This window comes from Novipirellula caenicola, from assembly GCF_039545035.1.
Classification (GTDB): Bacteria; Planctomycetota; Planctomycetia; order Pirellulales; family Pirellulaceae; genus Novipirellula; species Novipirellula caenicola.
In genome coordinates, this window is record NZ_BAABRO010000035.1 from 11,698 (window position 1) to 30,128 (window position 18,431).

Below are 18,431 nucleotides of genomic sequence, written 5' to 3' on the forward strand. Positions count from 1 at the left end.
AGCATTTGATCTCAACTGAAAAACAGTACGAACATCGATTTAATCGATAGCATTGTGGTTGAGTTGCGTTAGAAGACGATGTCACCATTTGCTATCGTCCGTAAGTTATTGTTATCTCCCCCAATCTGTAATCCGTAGATCTCAGTACGGATTTTTTAGTGGCGGCAATGGACAGATCCAGATCAACTAGCATAGGCCAATACGCATGTACAAGACTATCAACGGAGAGTGAATATGAAAGGAATTATCCTTGCGGGGGGAAGTGGAAGTAGACTTGCTCCGTTGACGACCGCCATCAGCAAACAGTTGTTGCCGGTTTATGACAAACCAATGATCTACTACCCACTATCTACATTGATGCTTGCGGGCATTCAAGACATTTTGATCATATCAACACCTCAACACATGCCGCTGTTTCAAGCACTGCTTGGTGATGGCAACCAGTGGGGACTGCGACTACAGTACAAGATCCAACCGAATCCCGGTGGCTTGGCTCAGGCGTTTACGCTTGGTGAAGAGTTTATTGACGGATCGGCATGCTGCCTAACGCTGGGTGACAACCTATTTTACGGCCAAGGACTGATCAAACTGTTGCAGAGGTCCGCAAAACTCGACAAGGGTGCAAGAGTGTTTGCATACGAAGTGCGTGATCCGTCATCGTACGGGGTTGTCTCATTCGATGCAGACGGTAAAGCAATGACCATGGAGGAAAAACCCAAACGTCCGAAGTCGAACTTTGCCGTGCCTGGCTTGTACTTTTACGATTCTAGAGTTTGTGAATTTGCAAGGTCGTTAAAGCCCTCGGTGCGAGGCGAGGTCGAAATCACCGATTTGAATCGTATTTACCTGACTGAAGGCACACTGAATGTTGAAATGTTTGGTCGAGGAACAGCATGGCTGGACACGGGGACTCACGACGGCTTACATGACGCGAGCAGTTTTGTCGGGGCGATCGAAAAGCGAACTGGCTTAAAGGTGTCATGCCCAGAGGAAATTGCTCACAGGCAAGGTTGGATGACGACTGAACAATTGGCCGAACAAGCAGCCAAGTTCAAGAATAGTGAATATGGTGATTATTTGCTGCGTTTGACAAAGCAACCGGTGAAACACTCATGATCAGCGTCCGCGAACCACGGAGAGTAGTTGTATTAGGGGCGGGTGGGTTTCTTGGATCGGCGATGGCTGAACACTTAGCCAAGGCGGGACACTATGTCACCTCTTATTGCCGCCAGCCCACTTCCTTCGCAGCAAGTTTCAATAACGTCACGACCGTCACTGCAGATTTGCGAGACACGTGGATCCTGGCGGACGTAATTGCTAACGCCGACGTTGTCTATCATTTTGCCTCCGCAACGCACCCGAGCCTATTTTATTCAAATCCATCTTCGGAATACTGGGAAGCTCTTCAGCCTCTGCTGGTGCTGATGGAAACAGCTGCACGCGTGGGCGTAAAGAAGATTGTTTTTCCTTCGTCCGGTGGAACAATTTATGCTGACAGTGATTTGCCGCGTAATGAAAGTTCGCCAACCGACCCAAGGTCACCCTACGCGGTTTTCAAACTCACCGCCGAACAGTTGCTTCATCACTCCGCTCGAATGGGACAATTCTCTGTAGATATTTTTCGGATTGGCAATCCGTATGGTCCTGGCCAACCAACTCGCCCAGGACAGGGGGTTTTACCACACTGGATCAATGCGATTCAAAACGGAAAACCGATCAAAGTGTTTGGTGATGGCACGGCCGAACGGGACTACGTGTTTGTTGACGACCTATGTAGATTAATGTCGCTATCATTGGATCGGTTGAATGAGAGTGAAACGTTTAACCTCGGGACTGGCGTCGCAACATCGTTGAGCAAGTTACTTCATCACATACAATCAATGATTGAGGTGCCAATCGAAGTGCAATACTTAGCTAGACGTTCAAGTGACATCCAGTCGATAGCTCTAGCTCCCGATCGCTTGCTTTCTCAGATCCCTGCGTTTCGTTTCACTCCCTTGGCTGAGGGAGTGAAACGGACGCTTCAATATCATAAGCTGATTTAAATTTGAAGAGATTTCGACAACATAGTCGACATGAGAGCCATAGGAATTGTTTGGGCACTCATTGACCTTGACATCCACATTCCACCATATTCGACCAGAAAGTGATTTGATACTGCGGAATAATCTCCTGCATCCGCCGACTTGGTAGCAGTATCCATCAGCTTTTGCTGTCTGGCGTTCTGAAAACGAATTAGCTTTCTGCCGAAATCCTGTAAGGCAGAAAGGCACGGCGTGGCAAGCTGAATGACACCTGCAATCGGATGATTAACGGTAGCAGTCAGGATTCGTGGGCATTGCGTAACTTCGTTATCAATCTTGAATAAACTTAAACTGAAAAACTTTAGTGCCGGGCTTGACCGGGGGGCTTCACTCCGTTTTGAATGGTGTTGGTTTTTCATTCGCGCGGCGTTTTTCTTGGTGCCAATTCCGCTGCCATCGCGTATTCGCGTTATTTGGCTGAGGTACTTTGGGGCAAAAATTGGTCAAGGCGTTATAATCCGTAGCGGGGTCAACATTTCGTTTCCGTGGCGACTTAGCGTCGGCGACCACGTCTGGATTGGTGAGGACGTTTCGATCCTGTCGCTGGCCCCTGTGACCATCGAATCAAACTGCTGTATCTCGCAACGTGCATTTCTCTGCACGGGATCGCATCGCTTTGACAAACCGGGATTTGATTTGGTGACTAAGCCGATTGTGATCAAGGAGAGCTCATGGGTCGCGGCGCAAGTTTTTGTTGCTCCAGGGGTCACCATTGGCCCCAACAGCATGTGTGTCGCTGGAAGTGTGGTGCTAAAAGATGTTGCGCCGAATACTACCGTGATTGGGAATCCGGCAACGGAAAAGAAGCTAGAAGCTAGAAGCTAGAAGCTAGAAGCTAGTTGGGAGTGCTGAGTCGATACCACTTTCCCAACAGCATCTTTTTGCCCTCCATCTTTTTGCCAGTCATTTCCTTGCCACCACCTTCCGACCATCCGTTTCCCACCATTGTCATTTCCTTTGCTCGTTGTGATCGCGGAGCGATCAACGACGTTTTATCAGCTGCTGCCCAACGCTCATGAAAATCTCGGTCATTACGGCGGTCTATAATCGCGCGGCGACGCTGGGGGATGCGATCGATTCGGTGCTGGCTCAGCAAAACGTTGAGCTGGAGTACATCGTTGTCGATGGCAACTCGACCGATGCGACACCGGAAATTGTCCAGCGGTATGGCGAGCGAATCACTCGCTCGATTCGCGAACCGGACGCGGGTATCTATGACGCACTGAACAAGGGCATCGTGGCAGCCACCGGCGACGTGATCGGGTTTCTGCACGCCGATGACTGGTTGGCTGATGCCCAAACACTGCGACGGGTTGCGGAGGCTCTGTCCGAGGATTCGGTCGATGGTGTCTACGGCGACTTGGTCTACGTCGACGGTGTGGATCCGTCGCTGCAGCGGCGGTATTGGCGGGCGGGTGCGTACGATGTGAATCGCTTTCGCCGTGGCTGGATGCCGCCTCATCCGACCGTTTACTTGCGTCGCCGCTGTTACGAGCAGTTCGGTAATTTTGATCTGAACATCAAGACGGCGGCTGACTATGAGCTGCTGGTGCGGATGATGGTCAAACACAAAATCCGCATGCAGTACATCCCTGAAGTGATGGTCAAGATGCGTGTCGGCGGCGCCAGTAACGCATCGCTAAAAAACCGACTGGCGGCCAACCGCGATGACCAACGCGCCTGGGCAATGAACGGGCTAACGCCCCCGTGGGGACTGCGATTGACCAAGCCGCTGTCGAAGCTGCCGCAGTTTTTCTCGGCGAAGTCGAGAAATTAGTTGCTAGTTGCTAGTGGCTAGTGGCTAGTGGCTAGTGGCTAGAAAAAAGCCGGCGGGAGGGGGCACTAGCGTCTAGTCACTAGCTTCTAGCCGCTCTTTCGTTTATGCCTTTGGATTAGAGCGGCGAGCATTTTTCCGAGCTGCTTCGCTTCCTCGGCCCACCGCTTCGCGGTCGCTTTGTCGAGATAGCCCGCTTCGATGCCGATCAAAATCTGGGTCCGCATCTCACCGGCGGAGCCTTTTGCAATCGTCAGAAATCGAGCGATCTCTTTGTCGCTGTCTCGCTCGTAGCCCTCGGCGATGTTCGATGGCACCGACAACCCACTGCGTGTCAATTGGTCCCGAAATCCAAAGTCTCGTAGCTCTTTCGTCTCTTGATAGAGCGTGACCGAAAGACGCGCTGATCGCTTCCAAACATCGAGGTCTTCGTAGGACATGGGGTTTCGAGGGGCTAGGGGCTAGCAATCGGGGAGATGTCGGCAACTTCCTTTGTTTTCATTTTCCTGTCCACCATCTTCCTGTAAACCCACTTGCTACCGCTTCGCCATTGAAGCCACGATGGCGTGACAATAATCGAACTCGCTTCAACCTCGAGCAACGGTTCCGGTTCAAACGAGAGTCAACAAGCCCGAACGTATTTGATTTACAGGAAAATAGGTGACAGAAAAATGATAGCGATGAAGGTGCGATGATTTTGATTCATGTGCGATTCGCTATGAGTAGTGACGCTGGAGCAGAAAAGCTGGCTAGGGGCTAGGGGCTAGGGGCTAGGGGCTAGGGGCTAGGGGCTAGGGGACGGATACTGCGGGAGATTGAAAAAGTTAAATTGACAATTGTAAATTGAAAAATGAAGAAGGGTTTGCGGGAACGAGCCAGTCTGGGGTGCCAGGCTGGCTTTTTGCGTTTGTGGGGAACGAAGATGGGGAGTTGAGACTGGAGGCGAGATACGTCAATTGTCCGCGTAACTTTGCGTTAGCCCATGACGACTGGCGCTCCACCGACCTACCGCAAACTTTTATCTTCTTATCTCCATTTTCATACCAAATCGAAAGTTGAATTTAGCTGTAAAAATCGTTGTTCGGCGCTGGTCATGGATTGGACGAGTGGTCAAAAAACGTTCGAGTTTTGTCGACACGGTACGGGCGCAATTTTAGCTCAGTCGTTCCATCCGAACGGTTTATTGATTCACTGTCAGTAAATCGTGCCTTGAGATGCCGCCCTTCATTTTTTTGTCCTCCATCTTTTTGCCAAAACGTTATCGATTCATTGGCTTGATTTCTGCATGAATCCGTTACCTCCGTTTGCTCGTGTTCGAATCCTTTTCGAGAGATCGGATTTGGCAGAAGGGAACGGAGGACGCAATTGTCGCTCCGCTTTCCAAGCTGACGGCGCCCCCCCAAGCACACAACCGTGGAGCACGCGAGCTTAAGCAGCTCATTGGATCAACAAGTCCTCGAGACATTCGTGGACTTTGGAGTTTTTGGATAGCCCCATGTGCCGTGGCGTGCAACGGGAATGCCTTGGCGGTGGCCAAGGGGAAGTTGCTCGGACGGCCCTCAACCGAACGACGCCTTGAGGGCCCGTTCGACCTCTCCCAGCAAAGCTGGGAGAGGTGACATGCGGGGCGGCAGGGTGGTGGAAGCGGACCGTGCAAGCAAGAATTCCCCGGGCCGCACCCGGTCGCTCACGCGTCGCGGCTCATTGGATCAGCAAGTCCTCAAGACTTTCGTGGACTTTGGAATTTTTGGATCGACCAATGTGCGGTGGCGTGTAAGGGGATGCATCGGCGTTGGCAGAGGGGAAGTTGCTCGGACGGCCCTCACCCGAACGAGGCCTTAAGGGCCCGTTCGACCTCTCCCAGCAAAGCTGGGAGAGGTGACATGCCGGGGGCGGCAGGGTGTTTGAAGTAGAACGTGCAAGCAAGGAAATCCCCGGGCCGCACCCAGCCGCTCACGCGTCACGGCTCATTCAATCAACAAGTCCTCGAGACGTTCGTGGACTTTGGAATTTTTAGATAGCCCCATGTGCGGTGGCGTGTAACGGGATGCATCGGCGGTGGCCAGGAGGAAGTTGCTCGGACGGCCCTCACCCGAACGAGGCCTTAAGGGCCCGTTCGACCTCTCCCAGCAAAGCTGGGCGAGGTGACATGCCGGACCGGCGGGTGGTGGAAGTGGATCGTGCAAGCAAAGAAATCCCCAGGCCGCACCCGGCCGCTCACGCGTCGCGGCTCATTGAATCAACGAGTCCTCGAGACTTTCGTGGACGTTGGAATTTTGGGATCGACCCATGTGCGGTGGCGTGTAAGGGGATGCATCGACTGTGGCAGGAGGAAAGTTGCTCGGACGGCCCTCACCCGAACGAGGCCTTGAGGGCCCGTTCGACCTCTCCCAGCCAAGCTGGGCGAGGTGACATGCCGGGGGCGGCAGGGTGGTGGAAGTAGAACGTGCAAGCAAAGAAATCCCCAGGCCGCACCCGGCCGCTCACGCGTCGCGGCTCATTCAATCAACAAGTCCTCAAGACTTTCGTGGACGTTGGAATTTCGGGATAGCCCCATGTGCGGTGGCGTGTAACGGGATGCATCGGCAGTGGCCACGGGAAAGTTGCTCGGACGGCCCTCACCCGAACGAGGCCTTGAGGGGCCCGTTCGACCTCTCCCAGCAGAGCTGGGCGAGGTGGCATGCAGGGGGCGGCAGGGTGTTAGAAGTGGACCGTGCCAGCAAAAAAAGTCCCGGGCCGCACCCGGCCGCTCACGCGTCGCGGCTCATTCAATCAACAAGTCCTTGAGACTTTCGTGGACGTTGGAATTTCGGGATAGACCAATGTGCGGTGGCGTATAAGGGGATGCATCGGCGGTGGCCAGGAGGAAGTTGCTCGGACGGCCCTCACCCGAACGAGGCCTTGAGGGGCCGTTCGACCTCTCCCAGCAGAGCTGGGATAGGTGGCATGCAGGGCGACAGGGTGTTGGAAGTGGAACGTGCAAGTTCAAGGTCTCTAGCCCTCCCCGGCCGCTTCCTGCGGCCTACCCCCACGCAGAGGGGGGGCAAGTTCTCCTCACTCCTCACTCCTCACTCCCCCTCTCCGTGTCTCCGTGTCTCCGTGTCTCCGTGTCTCCCTGTCTCCCTGTCTCCCTGTCTCCCTGTCTCCCTGTCTCCCTGTCTCCCTGTCTCCCTGTCTCCCTGTCTCCCTGTCTCCCTGTCTCGCACTCGCTTCCCTAAAGTCGAACTTGTAGCGGTTACAACGATCTTGCGTTGTTTCCGTGGCCAAAGCGACTTTCTGCTGCCTCTTTTCCTAGTCCAAATGCCCCTCCGCCGGTAAACTGACGCTTGGACGCATTGTCGCTGATCGCTCCGCGATCTTTGCGTCTCCAAGAACATGTGGTCACGGGAAAAATTCCGGTTTTTCCCGAGAAAGAAAGTCTTGACGACTTGTTGATTAAGTGAAGGCTCCTGCGGCAAGGGGTGTAGGATGGACTTGCTAGTCCGTCAATGGTGGATTCGACGGACTAGGAAGTCCATCGTACGACTAGATCAACAAGCCGATGACGACTTCCGCTACTTAGACGGGGATCTTTAGCAAGATCCACGACGATGATTCGTTTTGATCGCGGGAGCGATCAACGACACTCCTTTTTCATTGAATTGACATCTTATGAAGTTAGCTTCTGATCGCGGACTTTCGTACAGCAAGGCGCCTCCGATTACCGCCGCGGATCGCAGTTTGATGGGGCCTGCGGGAAACTCTTCCGCTGGCGGCGATTCGCAAGACATGCTGGCGGCATTGTGGCGGTACCGCTGGGCGGTACTGCTGCCGGCGATCGCTGGTGCGGTCTGTGGTTTTTTGGTCTACCAACGGACGCCGGAGACGTTTAAGGCATCGACGCGATTGATGGTCGAATCGGATCGTCCGGCGATCATGGACACCATGACGGGCGATGTCATCGGTGGCGTGCCCAGTATCGAAATTCTGAAATCACAATTGTTCAGCGATCGCGTCGTCAAAATGGCGTTTGACGACGAGCAATTGGCCCCGTTTCGCGATCGTTTTGGCGATGACTCGCGCGCGTTTCTTGGAACCGCTTATGAATCTCTTTCGATCATGTCCGAGATTACGGATATTCGCGCATCGCAGTCGCTGGTCGCGGAGCTGAGTTTCGAACATACCGATCCAGAACTTTGCCAGGCAAGCGTGAAGGCGTTTAGCGACGCGTTGCAAACCTTCTTTAACGAAAAACAAAAGAGTTCGCGTGATGAATTGTTGCGTTTGATCACAGTCGCGATCGACCAATTACACCCGAAGATGAGCGAACTGGAATCACAGTACCGCGAATTTCGCCGTGACGCGCCGCTGGCGTGGAACAGCGAGGGCGAGGCGATCAATCCGCATCGGGAACGACAATTGTTTCTAGTCGGCCAACGCAGCGAACTGGTCGAAAAGATGCGTCAAAAGGCGACGGAATTGTCGGCGGTCAAGGCGATCGCGAGTGACTCGAACGATCCGCTGGTCGCACTGAACATCATCGGCCAGTTGTTGGACGTCAAAATCACGCTGCCTGACAGTGCGACGGCGCTTGCTAAAAACCTTCGTGACGGTGATGCGCAACTGGCGGAATTGGAACTGGATCAACAATTGATCCCGCTGATGATCGAGCGGAATAAGATGGCCAATGAATTCGGCGCAAGCCATCCGACAGTCAAACAGCTCGATACCGAGCTGGACATGATGAAAAGCGAATTGCGACGGATTGTACTGGAGCAAACCGAACGGATTCTCGAGCTTCGCAAAGAAAACGAAGTTGAAGTGATCAATCCGGCAGAGAAGGCCAAAGAAGCAATTTCGACGGTGGTGGTCGCGGGCGAGGCGGAGTTGCAATTATTGAAGGATCAAATCGCCGAGGTGGATCAACAGATTGCCGATGAAAAGGCGGCGTCGATCACGATTGCCAAATTCGAACAAGACAACGCGGGGATGTTGCGTGAATTGGAACGCAACCGCGAACTAATGAACCAATTGGAAGAGCAGATGGCTCGCGTCAGTTTGACCGAGGAAGAGGGAGGCACGAAGGTCAATGAGTTGACGGCACCTTCGGCCGCCTATCGCGTTGGGCCGAGTCTTGTCAAGACGCTTGGAATCGGCACGTTCTTGGGATTGGCATTGGGTGCCGGATTGGCACTACTATTAGAGAAAAACGCCAACACGTTCCGCGATCCCGACGAGATTGCCGAACTGTTGGGCGTACCCGTGCTGACTCACGTTCCCTTTTTCAAGGGACGAATTCGTCGTCCGGCCAAAGGTGAAATCAATCCGTTCAAGGATTTGGATCCGGGAATCGTGGTGCTGCATCAACCGGCCTCGGTGGCGGCCGAGTCGATTCGATCATGTCGAACGTCGATCTTTTTCGAATTGGCCAATGTCGAAGGGGGCAAGGTATTGCAGATCACCAGCCCGTTGCCAGGGGACGGTAAAAGTACCGTGGCCGAGAATTTGGCTTGCTCGATCGCCCAGAGTGGCAAACGAGTTTTGGTCGTTGATTGTGACCTTCGCCGACCGCAAATCACCGACAACTTTAACATGCAAGATAAATCGGGTTTGACCAACATCTTGAACGGCGATTGCGAGCCAAGCGACGCATGTCATCAAACGCCTCTCAGCACGCTGCACATGATGCCCAGTGGTCCAATCCCGGCGAACCCTGCCGAAGCATTGACGCTGCCGGAAATGGGCGAACTGATCGACTTGCTCCGTGAAGAGTACGACTATGTGATCTTGGACACGCCGCCGCTGTTGGTGGTGACCGATCCGAGTATCACAGCGGGGATGGCCGACGGCGTGGTGATGGCACTGCGAGTCCGCCGCAAGAGCAAGCCAAATGCGAAGGAGTCGGTCAATATTTTGCGAAGTGTCGGTGCAAACTTGTTCGGCATGGTCATCAACAACTCGGACGAATCGGGTTCAAGCGACGGCTACAAGGGGTACGGCTACTATCGCTATGGCCGGTACACCAATCGTTACTACCGGCGAAAAGGTAACGATGACGCACGCAGCGAAGCAGCCAAGATGGCGAAGCCCGTCGTGGTTGGCGGTCGCGGGTTAGCAGGAATGCAAAAGGCGAAGAAGGCGGAAGTGGTGAGAGCAGGGGATGTTGGGAGTGAGGAAGGCTAGAGGGGGAAAGTGAGAGGGGGAGACACGGAGAGGGGGAGTGGGGGAGTGGGGGAGAATTAAGTTTGCCCTCCCTGCGGGAGAGAGCGGTCGCGGGGATGCGGGCCGAGAGGGGTGGTAACCTCGAATTGGCACCGTCTATCTCTAACACGGCGAGCCCCACCCTGAGATGGCTGCCGCCGACTCTGACCTCCCCAGAGGGGAGGTGAAGCAGATTTCACCCTCCCTGCGGGAGGGTCGGACGCCGGATGCGGCCGGGGAGGGGTGGTGACCTTAAATTGGCACCGTCCACTGCAACACTGCGACGTCCTGAAACCAGGTTATTGGCGGCCAGCTTTCCAAGCTGGATCCGCGATCCGTGGATGTTCTACTAATTGGTCACGGTCCCTCTCGTAATGACCTTCAGTCGCGGTGCTCGCTGACGGCTTGGAAAGCCGTGCGACAATGCCGACGAACGCCGGTGACGGCTTGTTGATTTGATGAAGTTCCCTGCGGCAAGGGGTGTATGATGGACTTTCTAGTCCGTCAATGGCGCATTCGACGGACTAGGAAGTCCATCGTACGGCTAAATCAACATGCCGCCCGCGATTTCCGCTACGGCATTCCTTGCTGGCGTCCAACAAGTCACCTCGCCCGGCGAAGCGGGGAGAGGTCGCACGGGCCCTTGAGGCCTTGTTCGGGTGAGGGCTGACCGCGCTATCTTGATGCTGGATGCGAGTCAACCTGCTCGGACGGCCCTCACCCGAGCAGTCGCCATACGCTCTGCTCGACCTCTCCCAAACTGCGTTGGGAGAGGTGACTTTCCTGCTGGCACGGGCGATTTCTAACACGGCGAGTCCCGAAACCAGGTCATTGTCGGCCAGCTTTCCAAGCTGGATCCGTGATCCGTGAATGTTCTGTTCATTGGTCACGGTTCCTCTCGTAATGACCTTCGATTGCGGTGCACGCAAACGGCTTGGAAAGCCGAGCGACAATGCGACGAAAGTCTTGACGGCTTGTTGATTTAATAAAGTTTCCTGCGGCAAGGGGTGTACGATGGACTTTCTAGTCCGTTAATGGCGCATTCGACGGACTAGGAAGTCCATCGTACGAATAAAACGACAAGCCGCCCGCGACTTCCGCTACGGCATCCCTTGCTGGTGTCCAACAAGTCACCTCGCCCGGCGAAGCGGGGAGAGGTCGCACGGGCCCTTGAGGCCTTGTCCGGGTGAGGGCCGACCGCGCTATCTTGATGCTGGGTGCGATTCAACTTGCTCGGACGGCCCTCACCCGAGCAGTCGCCATACGCTCTGCTCGACCTCTCCCAAACTGCGTTGGGAGAGGTGACTTTCTCGCTGGCACGGTCGATTTCTAACACTGCGAGCCCCCGAAACCAGGTCATTGTCGGCCAGCTTTCTAAGCTGGATCCGCGATCCGTGGATGTTCTGCTCATTGGTCACGGTCCCTCTCGTAATGACCTTCAATCGCGGTGCACGCTGACGGCTTGGAAAGCCGTGCGACAATGCCGACGAAAGTCTTGAGGGCTTGTTGATTTGATGAAGTTCCCTGCGGCAAGGGGTGTATGATGGACTTTCTAGTCCGTCAATAGCGAATTCGACGGACTAGGAAGTCCATCGTACGACTAAATCAACAAGCCGCCCGCGGCTTCCGCTACAAGCCACTTGCTGGCGCCCAACAAGTCACCTCGCCTGGCGAAGCGGGAAGAGGTGGGACGGGCCCTTGAGGCCTTGTCCGGGTGAGGGCCGACCGCGCTATTTTGATGCGGGGTGCGATTCAACTTGCTCGGACGGCCCTCACCCGAGCAGTCGCCATCCGCTCTGCTCGACCTCTCCCAACTGCGTTGGGAGAGGTGACTTTCTTGCTGGCACCGTCTATCACTAACACTCCGAGCCCCACCCAGAGACGGCTGCCGCCGACTCTGACCTCCCCAGCGGGGAGGTGAAGCAGATTTCGCCCTCCCTCCGGGAGGGTCGGCCGCATGGATGCGGGCGGGGAGGGGTGGGGACCTTAGCTGGCACCGTCTATCACTAACACTCCGAGCCCCACCCAGAGACGGCTACCGCCGACTCTGACCTCCCCAGAGGGGAGGTGAAATCTAGGGTACCCTTTCTTCGGGCGGGGAGGGGCTGGAAGGTCATTTCACTTGGTGACTTCGATTCTTGACAGACTGGCAGCCTGTACTACTTTGCGGAATTCGGAAGCGGCCCCTTACATGCCCCCCCAGGCGTAGTAAGATAGGCTACTGGTTGATCGCCACTCTGCTAGCCACGTTGACCTGGATGCTCTGGCGGTGCTGGTGCACGCAAGCTCATTTCTTGCCGTTTTCCGGCTTCATCGTACTCTCCCCTCCAAAACGATTTCCTTCGTTTCCTGCCCGGTTCCGACGCTCGTTCCTCGCTCCCTGAATTCGTCAATAGCTGGATGATATGGCCACCATCGATCCTTCCGCTGCTTTGGATACGGAATTGCTTTCGGATTCCACTACTTACGAAACCCATCGTCCCAATGCGGTTTGGATCGGGTTTTGGGCCGCATTGACACTGCCGTTCCTGCCGATGCTCGTTTCCTACTTGCTGAACCTTTGGAACCTCGAGCATTATCGCTTTTTCCCCTTCGCTCTCCTTGCGGTCGCTGCGATTGGCTACTCCCGCGTCCAGCGGCCACTGCATGGTCCTCGCGGCGCCCTCGCCTGGGGTGCCTTGGCGGCTGCGTTTGTCCTTGCCGCGGCTTCGTTTCGACTGGGTTCGCCTTGGGTCAGCTGTATCGGATTCGTCTTTCTTGTCCTCGCCTTCTTCAGCTCTCAATCGGGACTTGGCGGTGGCCGCTTGATTGCGGTGGCGGTTCCTCTGCTACCGATGGTCCGTTTGCCGTTGGGGATGGATCAATTGGTAGTCATTCGGCTGCAAAGCATCACCACATCGTTGTCCAGCGTGCTGTTGGATGTTCTAAGTGTGGCGCATGCGGTGCAAGGCAACGTGATTCAATTGCCCAATCGCGAACTGTTTGTTGCCGAAGCGTGTAGCGGGATCCAATCGGTCTTCACGCTGGCGTTTGCTGCGACATTGTTGGTGGCGTACCACCGCCGTCGACTTTGGCTGTTGCCGATGTACGTCGTCGCCGCAGTGGTGCTGGCCATCTTTGGAAACGTTTTGCGGGTGACAATAGTGGCGGTGGCAGAAGCCTGGTTTGTGCTCGATCTGGCGACGGGATGGCCACATACGCTGCTCGGCTACGCGACGCTGGGGATTGCGTTGCTCTGTTTTTTGTCGTTCGATCATTTGATCGTCAGTCTGCTGCATGCTGCGCCGGCCTACGATGACGAATCGACTTACAATCCGCTGCTGCGATTATGGAATGTCACGGTGGACCGGCGCTATCGATTCACTGCGGACGATTCGGTCGGCTACTCGAGCCTGCCCGATGAACCGGCTCGCTTACAACAACGCGTCACGCTTAGCGACCGTGTTGGCAGCTTGCTGGAAAACAAACGATTGCGATTCGCCTCCGCAGCGGTATTGTTGGTGTTGACGGGGGTCTCGTTTGCGACGGCATCGAGTTTAACGATCCCGGGGTATGGGGATGGCGGTGGTTTCATGGCCGAGCACCGGATCGTCGAACCAAGCGAGGATATCTTTGACGCTCATTTGCAGACCCTTGAGATTTTGGACCACCAACAGTCGCGAAATAATGACAATCCGCAACTGGGTAAAAACGCGGATCTGTGGCAGGCGAAACTTGGCGATTTGCCCGCTCAAATCGTGCTCAGCCAGACCTATCTCGGTTGGCATGAACTCTGTTTCTGTTACGAGATCGACGGTTGGCGGGTGCTGAATCGAGAGATCGCGATGCAGTCAAGCGAGCTGGACCTCACTAGCGAGCAACGATCGCCTGAGGAGGCCGCCGACTCGCCGCCATGGCATCCTTACGCCTATGCACGTCTTCGCAAGCAGGCAACGTATGAAGGCTATTTGTTTTACGCCGGCATTTTCGCGGATGGCGAAGTGATGGTGCCGCCACCGAAACCGGGAATGCTGGGGCAACGGTTCACGCCTGCGGATCAACCCGAAAACACATCGGACGAGATGGTGATGTTTCAAGTTTGGATCACCAGCCCCAAAAAACTATCACCCGAGACACTTCGCGGTGTGCAAGATGATTTCCAAGCGATGGTGGCAGCGCTATCCAGCAAGATGAAAGAGAGTCGTTGATCGCTCCGCGATCACAACGTTGAATTCAGATTGCGACGATCACACGGCTGAGGTAGTGGGTTCTCAAATTGATTGATATGCGATGCGAATTGGCGATGTGAATGATTGAGTAGTAGGACTCGTGCACGAGATGTTGATGTTATCGAAATGCAAATGACGCCGGTGAGCCGTGGGCCGTAAGGCACCGGGTAACGCGCGGGCCGCTGACGTGCGTCGCCGCGAATGAGAATCGATGGACGGTGTGTGAGTTGTGGGGGTGTGAGGTGGGACGAAAGTTTTGACGGGCTGTTGATTTAGTCGTGCGACGGAATTCCTCGTCCGTCCAATACGCGATTGACGGACTAGGAAGTCCATCATACACCACTTGCCGCAGGAAACTCCACTATATCAACAAGCCGCCCGCGACTTCCGCTCGGTGATGATGCGACGAAGTGATGAAATGGACGAAGATTGAATCGGATGGGATCTTTAGCAAGATCCATTACGGTTAATGATGTGGATGGGATCTTTAGCAAGATCCACTACGGTTATTGGAGATGCCGGGATCTTTTGTGAGATCCGTTGGGGCAGTTGATTGTTTGACGTGGCTTGAATGAACGTAATGATCGCGGAGCGATCAACGACGATGAAAAAGGGACCGGTGATCCGCGATGCTGCAATACTTTAGTCCGCTGCATTGGCTGCGTTGGACGGGCCAATTCGTTTACGCTTGGGCGATCTCGACGCCTTGGCATGATGCTGCCAAAGGCATCCCCGCATTCCTGTTGATGATCTCGCTCGCGGTACTTGGCGTGGTCGCTTCCTCGGACGGCAGCACTTGGCGGTCCGATCGAGTGGACCAGCAATTTGCCAAAGCTTGGGAGGCGGACGATTTCACGACCGCCGAATTGGTGATCCACCGGCAATTGAGAGAACGCAGCGATCATCCCCCGCTGCTGTATCGACTAGCGCTGACCCGCGATGCCTTGGATCATCGCGACGAGGCGACGGAGCTCATGCGATCATTGGTGATCCATCGGCAACACCCGCCCGCGGCCCGCTGGCTGCTGACTCATTTGTATGCCGAGGGGAAATGGACACAGCTCGAATCGGATCAACAAGCCGAACTGGGTCGCATCCTGGCGCTGTTGCATCAGGAATCCCCCAATGACTTGGGGGTGAAACAACTTTATGCCGATTACTTCATCGCAACGCAGCGACCGGCCCAGGCGATTCCGCTGCTTGAGCAATTGGCCGAAGTCCATCCAATGCAAGGACTTCGAGCGGCGGCGATTGCCCGTCAAGCCAACCGAGAAACACAAGCAGAACGACTGGCGCTGAGATCGCTTGAAACCGTTTCAAAACGATGGAACGAAGAACCGAAGAATCTTGGATTGGCGTTAGCGGTCGCACAAAATCAAATCTTTCTGCGGCGTCATTCCGACGCCGTGCTGACGCTGCAGAAGGCGGTGTCGCGAGTCGATAAACCCGAAGATTCCCAGGTTCTGCAGATGGCGATGGGCGATACGCTGTTGGCGTGGATCGCGGAGATCGAACAGGCACCTGAGGGCACCGAAAAGCGGCAATTGCAGACGTTGCAGTTGTTACAGCAAGCGTTGCAGGTGGCGCCCAACAGCCCGCGGGTGCTGAGCGTGGTCGTGGATCGGGTGCTGGGATTGGTGGACGAACAGGACGCTGAGATCTCGGCGGTGCGGGACGCGTTGATCGAGGGGACATCGCCGGGGATCGCTCACTTTATCCAAGGCACAACCGCGATGATCAAAGACGATACAGAAAAGGCGACGATGCATTTGACGATTGCGGCAGAGCTGATGCCCAACAGTGCTGCGATCCTGAACAACTTGGCGGTGGCGATGTCGGTGCGAGAGGAAGCGGATCTAGAACAAGCACTGAAGTTATCACAGACGGCGATCAAACAAGTCTCACTTCCCTCGCCCCACTTCTACGACACGCGAGGCCAGATCCTGACGAAATTGCAGCGGTACCACGAAGCGATCCCTGATCTGGAGCGAGCGTTGTCGGTGCCGGAGTTGTCGACAAACGCCCACCAGTCGCTGGCGGTGTGCTACGAGGCAATCGGAGAACCGGAGCTGGCAGCAGAGCACCGTGAGGCTGGAGGGGGAGGGGAAGGGGAAGTGAGGAGTGAGGAGTGAGGAGTGAGGAGTGAGGAGTGAGGAGTGAGGAGAAGCGAGAGGGGGGGAAGTGAGAGGGGGAGACACGGAGAGAGGGAGTGGGGGAGAATTGAGTTTGACCTCCCTGCGGGCGGGGGCGGCCGCCGGATGCGGGCAGGGAGGGGTGGTGACCTGAAGCTGGCACGGTCTATTTCTAACACTGCGAGCCCCACCCAGAGACGGCTGTCGCCGACTCTGACCTCCCCAGAGGGGAGGTGAAGCAGGCTTCACCCTCCCTGCGGGAGGGTCGGCCGCACGATGCGGCCGGGGAGGGCTAGGGACCTGATGGTGGCACGGTCTATTTCTAACACGGCGAGCCCTACTCAGAGGCGAAGCAGCGCCGTGAACGAGCTTCCGGTTGCTACCTTCGCCAGAAGGTGGTGATTCGCTATGGATGGCAACCTTCCACGCCCTGGCGAGCGTAGCTACGAAACGCGAATGCCATTGTCGTTGATCGCTCCGCGATCATTACGTCGTCGACTTGCAGAAAACTCGCAGTTAAGCCCAGCGTGATGACAGGTTGGAAACCTATCCCACCTTGATGAAAGTCATGACGGCTTCCCTTGCTGGTGTCCAGCAAGTCACTTCGCCCGGCGAAGCGGGGAGAAGTCGGACGAGCCCTTGAGGCCTCGTCCGGGTGAGGGCCGACCGCGTTAGCTTGATGCTGGGTGCGATTCAACTTGCTCGGACGGCCCTCACCCGAGCAATCGCCATACGCTCTGCTCGACCTCTCCCGACTGCGTCGGGAGAGGTGACTTTCTCGATGGCACAGTCTATTTCTAACACGGCGGGCCCCCAGAGGCGAAGTGAAGCACGCAAACGGCTTGGAAAGCCGTGCGACAATGCCGACGAAAGTCTTGACGGCTTGTTGGTTTAATGGAGTTTCCTGCGGCAAGGGGTGTATGATGGACTTTCTAGTCCGTCAATGGCGCATTCGACGGACTAGGAAGTCCATCGTACGACTAAATCAACAAGCCGCCCGCGACTTCCGCTAGATGTATGCGAGCTTATGATGATTGGCCGACGACTCTGATCGTCGGTTTCTCCGGATGCTCTGGGGACCGAAAGTCTCCGCGACTTTCGCTACGGTTAAATGGCAGCCGCCAATCCATCTACACTTGTTACAAACTGCTTACGATGAACCAACACTCGATTGAACTTCGCGTTCGCTATGACGAGTGCGACCCGATGGGCTTTGTCCATCACTCGAACTACTTGCGGTACTTTGAAATCGGTCGCACCGAACTCTTGCGAGCTTCCGGCGGCTGCTACGCCGAAATGGAAGAGGCCGGTGTCCTGGTCGTCGTCGTGCGAGTTGATTGCCGCTACCGACGACCGGCGAAATATGATGACCTGATCACCGTCCGCACCACCATCGCTCGCGTGACCGCCGCCAAAATCATCCATGAGTATTCGATCACTCGAGAAAATCCACCGGGTGAACCGGAGGCGATTGTCGATGCCACCGTCACCTTGGCCGTGATCGATCGCCAAGGCAAATTGCAGCGTGTCCCGCAGTCGCTACGGGATCAATACGAAGGACAGGGGTGAGAGGGGGGGAAAGACACGGAGACACGGAGAGAGGGAGAGAGGGAGATTGAAAAAGTTAAATTGACAATTGTAAATTGAAAAATGAAGGAAGGGATCGCGGGATTGAGCGTGGCTGGGGTGCCAGGCTTGCGATTAGAAGGAGGGCTTGCCAGATTTCACCTCCCCTCTGGGGAGGTCAGAGACGGCGGTAGCCGGATCTGGGTGGGGTTCGTTGTGTGAGAAATGGGCCGTGCAAACAGTGTTTCACCACCCTCCCCGGCCGCTTTCAGCGGCCGACCCTCCCGTAGGGAGGGTGAATTTGATCGCTACGCTCCCCCTCTCCTTGTCTCCCCCTCTCCATGTCTCCCCCTCTCGCTTCTCCTCACTCCTCACTCCTCACTCCTCACTCCTCACTCCTCACTCCTCACTCCTCACTCCTCACTCCTCACTCCTCACTCCTCACTCCTCACTCCTCACTCCTCACTCCTCACTCCTCACTCCTCAC

The 18,431-nt window shown here is 55.5% G+C and carries 10 protein-coding genes; 8 read left to right on the forward strand and 2 right to left on the reverse strand.

Annotated elements, in window-relative coordinates; genetic code table 11:
• Window positions 1-234: 234 nt before the first annotated feature.
• Both rfbA and ABEA92_RS30430 read left to right on the forward strand, forming a co-directional pair.
• A complete protein-coding gene (rfbA, locus tag ABEA92_RS30425) occupies window positions 235-1,116 on the forward strand; it encodes a glucose-1-phosphate thymidylyltransferase RfbA (RefSeq protein WP_345689495.1) in 882 nt (293 codons plus the stop codon).
• Complete coding sequence (locus ABEA92_RS30430) at window positions 1,113-2,045, forward strand: NAD-dependent epimerase/dehydratase family protein (RefSeq protein ID WP_345689497.1); 933 nt, start codon at window positions 1,113-1,115, stop codon at window positions 2,043-2,045. Before rfbA ends, ABEA92_RS30430 begins: the two co-directional genes overlap by 4 nt.
• On the opposite strand, the gene ABEA92_RS30435 is transcribed toward ABEA92_RS30430, so the two are convergent.
• Window positions 2,042-2,443, reverse strand: coding sequence for a hypothetical protein (locus ABEA92_RS30435; RefSeq protein ID WP_345689515.1), 402 nt, complete (start codon window positions 2,441-2,443; stop codon window positions 2,042-2,044). The genes ABEA92_RS30430 and ABEA92_RS30435 overlap by 4 nt on opposite strands.
• On the opposite strand from ABEA92_RS30435, the gene ABEA92_RS30440 reads away from it, so the two are divergent.
• Both ABEA92_RS30440 and ABEA92_RS30445 read left to right on the forward strand, forming a co-directional pair.
• Window positions 2,361-2,909 (forward strand): WcaF family extracellular polysaccharide biosynthesis acetyltransferase, encoded by a 549-nt coding sequence (locus ABEA92_RS30440; RefSeq protein ID WP_345689499.1) that lies wholly within the window; start codon window positions 2,361-2,363, stop codon window positions 2,907-2,909. The two genes, ABEA92_RS30435 and ABEA92_RS30440, sit on opposite strands and share 83 nt — an antisense overlap.
• A gap of 190 nt (window positions 2,910-3,099) precedes the next feature.
• On the forward strand, window positions 3,100-3,861 hold the full coding sequence (locus ABEA92_RS30445) for a glycosyltransferase family 2 protein (RefSeq protein WP_345689501.1): 762 nt from the start codon (window positions 3,100-3,102) through the stop codon (window positions 3,859-3,861).
• An 86-nt stretch (window positions 3,862-3,947) separates the two neighbouring features.
• Here the strand turns inward: ABEA92_RS30445 and ABEA92_RS30450 are convergent, their stop codons facing one another.
• Window positions 3,948-4,298: a four helix bundle protein gene (locus ABEA92_RS30450; RefSeq protein WP_345689503.1), complete on the reverse strand. Its 351-nt coding sequence runs from the start codon at window positions 4,296-4,298 to the stop codon at window positions 3,948-3,950.
• A 3,211-nt stretch (window positions 4,299-7,509) separates the two neighbouring features.
• Here ABEA92_RS30450 and ABEA92_RS30455 point away from each other — a divergent pair.
• The 4 genes from ABEA92_RS30455 (at window position 7,510) to ABEA92_RS30470 (ending at window position 17,947) form a co-directional block, all read left to right on the forward strand.
• Entirely contained in the window at window positions 7,510-10,020 is a 2,511-nt protein-coding gene (locus tag ABEA92_RS30455) for a polysaccharide biosynthesis tyrosine autokinase (protein WP_425572526.1), read from the forward strand.
• Window positions 10,021-12,443: 2,423 nt separating this feature from the next.
• The gene (xrtU, locus tag ABEA92_RS30460; protein ID WP_345689505.1) at window positions 12,444-14,225 is read left to right on the forward strand and encodes an exosortase U; all 1,782 of its coding nucleotides are present in this window, start codon (window positions 12,444-12,446) and stop codon (window positions 14,223-14,225) included.
• A 650-nt stretch (window positions 14,226-14,875) separates the two neighbouring features.
• Window positions 14,876-16,378 (forward strand): tetratricopeptide repeat protein, encoded by a 1,503-nt coding sequence (locus tag ABEA92_RS30465; RefSeq protein ID WP_345689507.1) that lies wholly within the window; start codon window positions 14,876-14,878, stop codon window positions 16,376-16,378.
• Window positions 16,379-17,533: 1,155 nt separating this feature from the next.
• Entirely contained in the window at window positions 17,534-17,947 is a 414-nt protein-coding gene (locus tag ABEA92_RS30470; RefSeq protein ID WP_345689509.1) for an acyl-CoA thioesterase, read from the forward strand.
• Window positions 17,948-18,431: the final 484 nt, after the last annotated feature.

Coding starts and splice junctions, on each gene's coding strand:
- rfbA (WP_345689495.1), top strand. CDS start 235: ATGAAAGGAATTATCCTTGCGGGGGGAAGTGGAAGTAGACTTGCTCCG.
- ABEA92_RS30430 (WP_345689497.1), top strand. CDS start 1,113: ATGATCAGCGTCCGCGAACCACGGAGAGTAGTTGTATTAGGGGCGGGT.
- ABEA92_RS30435 (WP_345689515.1), bottom strand. CDS start 2,443: ATGAAAAACCAACACCATTCAAAACGGAGTGAAGCCCCCCGGTCAAGC.
- ABEA92_RS30445 (WP_345689501.1), top strand. CDS start 3,100: ATGAAAATCTCGGTCATTACGGCGGTCTATAATCGCGCGGCGACGCTG.
- ABEA92_RS30450 (WP_345689503.1), bottom strand. CDS start 4,298: ATGTCCTACGAAGACCTCGATGTTTGGAAGCGATCAGCGCGTCTTTCG.
- ABEA92_RS30455 (WP_425572526.1), top strand. CDS start 7,510: ATGAAGTTAGCTTCTGATCGCGGACTTTCGTACAGCAAGGCGCCTCCG.
- xrtU (WP_345689505.1), top strand. CDS start 12,444: ATGGCCACCATCGATCCTTCCGCTGCTTTGGATACGGAATTGCTTTCG.
- ABEA92_RS30465 (WP_345689507.1), top strand. CDS start 14,876: ATGCTGCAATACTTTAGTCCGCTGCATTGGCTGCGTTGGACGGGCCAA.
- ABEA92_RS30470 (WP_345689509.1), top strand. CDS start 17,534: ATGAACCAACACTCGATTGAACTTCGCGTTCGCTATGACGAGTGCGAC.